A 2883-nucleotide genomic window follows, 5' to 3' on the forward strand; every position below is an offset into this window, starting at 1 on the left:
CAAAAAAGTTGGCGTGGGTAATGCCGGTTCCGGTGCCTTTGCCAACTGCGAGCTGTTTTTTACCCACATGGGTGTCTGGGACACGATCGAACGTAATGCCATGGGCTACAACGACGCAGCGGCTGCCTTCGGCAACAACCAGCTGGATGCCTTCTGGCTGTTCACCGCTTTTCCCAGCGGTGCCGTGGTCATGGCCGCCCAGCAGAACGATATCGAAATGATCGACCTGGATGCCGAGGCCACGGCCTCCGGTTTCTATGACAAATATCCCTACTTCGCCAAGTTGAAGGTGCCTGCGGGGACCTACAAGGGCGTGGATACGGATACCCCCTCCTTTCAGGACTCCGCCCTGTGGGTGGCCAACAAGGATGTCCCGGCGGACGTGGTCTATACCCTGCTCTCCAAGATCTACACCCCCGAGGGTCTGGCCCACATGGTCAACGTGAAGAAGACCGCCAAGGCCATGAGCGTCGAAAGCGGGATCAACGGTATCGTTACGCCGTTGCATCCGGGAGCCGAGAAGTTCTGGAAAGAAAAGGGCGTTTTGAAATAAACCCAACCAATAAGGGGCCGGTGGCGAAAGCCGCGGCCCCTTTCAATTGTTTGCAAAATATTCTCCTATTAACAAGGCAGGAGCCGCCGTGTACGATCAATTAAAGCGATTCGAACAAATTATATTTGATGTCCTTTCGGTACTGCTGGTATTGTTTTACTCCTATGCTGCCGTGGTCCAGCCGGCATCCACCCAGTACCACCGCGGCGTTTATGTTATCATCACCTATGTGCTGGTGTTTCTGCTCTACAAATCCAAATCGCCCGTCATGCGGGTGGTGGACTACATCCTGATCCTGCTCTCGATCATCTGCATCGGCTACTGGATACTCAATTTCGAGGCGATCAACTACCGCACGGGTGCGGAAAACGCTTTGGACCAAGCCGTTGCCGTGGTCGGGGTGCTCATCGGCATCGAACTGGCCCGGCGGGTGGTGGGCAACGCCTTCGTGATCATCGGCACGGTGATGATCCTATACGGCGTATACGGGCCCTATGCCCCGGACCTGCTTGCCCATCCGGGTGAAACCTTTCCCAACCTGTGCACCACTATTTACTACATGAGCGACGGCGTCTTCGGCATCATGGCCAACGTACTGGCCACCTACGTGATCCTGTTCGTCCTGTTCGGCGCCTTCCTGGAAAAGAGCGGCGCCCAGAAATTTTTCATCGACTGGCCCCTGGCCGCGGTGGGACACAAAATCGGCGGACCGGCCAAGGTGTCGGTCATCGCTTCCGGCCTGTTCGGTTCCATATCCGGCAGTGCCATCGCCAATACGGTCTCCACGGGAACATTTACCATCCCGATGATGAAAAAGGCCGGCTTCCGGCCTCACATCGCCGGCGGCATCGAACCGGCGGCCTCCATCGGCGGCATGTTCATGCCCCCCATCATGGGGGCCGGCGGGTTCATTATGGCGGAGCTGACCGGTGTACCCTACTCGCGCATCATGCTGGTGGCTATATTTCCGGCATTCATGTACTTTTTCAGCGTGTTCGTCATGGTGCACTACGAAGCCAAGATGCACAACATCGTGGGGGAACGGTCCGAACACAGCGCCATGGAGATTCTGAAAAAAGAGTGGTTCTTCGCTCTGCCCCTGATAGTGATCACCATCTTCATGTTGTCCGGCTACTCACCGGGCTACTCGGCCATCCTGGGACTGGCCACCTGCATCATGGTCAGTTATAAATACAAGGAAAAGCGAATCGACTACACCCTGGCGGTCGTCATGGCCCTGGTCCTGGCCACGCAGATGATATCGCTGCTGCTCAGCAAGACCGTCGGGCCCGAGGCGGGCAGGAGTTTCAACCACATGGTTTCCGAAAAGACGATGGTCTTTTCCGGCATAGCCATTTGCGCGATCTGGTACTTCGTCAAAAAAGATCATCGTCCTGCCATTCGTACCGGGCTGAAGCGATTCGTCGATGCCTCCCGGTCCGGAACGGAAAACAGCCTGAAAATTGGCGCCACCCTCGGCGTCATCGGCATCATCATCGGCGTATTGACCTTTACCGGACTGGTGCTGACCTTTGCCGACATTGTCATTGAGCTGGCCGGCGGTTCTCTCGTGCTCACGATCCTGTTTATCGCGCTGGCATCTCTTGTTCTCGGCATGGGTGTGCCGGTCACCGCGGCCTACCTGATCACCGCCGTGGTGGCAGTACCGGCCCTGACCCAACTGGGCATCAACGAAATTGCCGCCCACATGATCGTCTACTGGCTCTCCCAGGATTCCAACATCACGCCGCCGGTGTGCATCGCCGCTTTCGCGGGGGCGACGATTGCCAAAGCCAACATGTGGCGCACGGCCTTCGCCGCCTTCAAGTTCGCCAAGTTTCTCTACCTGGGGCCGTTTTTGTTCGGCTACGTGCCGGCTTTCTCCCTGAACGGCAGCGCCATGGATATCGTCAAGGCCTTTATTCTGATTATTTTTGGTACCTGGCTTTATTCTTATATTTTGAGCGGCATCTGGATCAAGACGATTATCGGGTGGTTCAAGAAAGCCCCGGCTGCCTGATCGATCCCTGTAAACCGTGTTTGAGCATTAACTTCGAAACCTCCTGAAAACCTTCGCCCCAACGGGCGGGGGTTTTCACCTTTAGGACTTTAATCCTGACATCCGTATTTTTATGTCAGCATACAAAAGACAAATAGTAGCCAAATCACAATAACCAAACCCCAAGTGACAAATAAATCACAATCACTAAAATTCCAAACCTCAACAAACCAATATTGAGGAACCCGTAAAAAGTCGAAATGTCCTCTTTTTTGTCATCCCCGCGTAGGCGGGGATCCACAAGTTTCAGATAGTTATAGACTCCCGCCTT

General features: G+C 55.0%; 2 protein-coding genes. Both read left to right on the forward strand.

Annotated elements, in window-relative coordinates; all coding sequences use genetic code 11:
* A partial coding sequence (locus QNK41_RS13285; RefSeq protein WP_319257696.1) for a TAXI family TRAP transporter solute-binding subunit occupies nt 1-553 on the forward strand: 553 nt, incomplete at its 5' end.
* An 88-nt stretch (nt 554-641) separates the two neighbouring features.
* Nucleotides 642-2573, forward strand: a complete 1932-nt coding sequence (locus QNK41_RS13290; RefSeq protein WP_319257698.1) for a TRAP transporter fused permease subunit — start codon at nt 642-644, stop codon at nt 2571-2573.
* The last annotated feature ends 310 nt before the right edge of the window (nt 2574-2883 follow it).

The organism is Desulfosarcina sp. (assembly GCF_033791525.1).
Lineage (GTDB): Bacteria > Desulfobacterota > Desulfobacteria > Desulfobacterales > Desulfosarcinaceae > Desulfosarcina.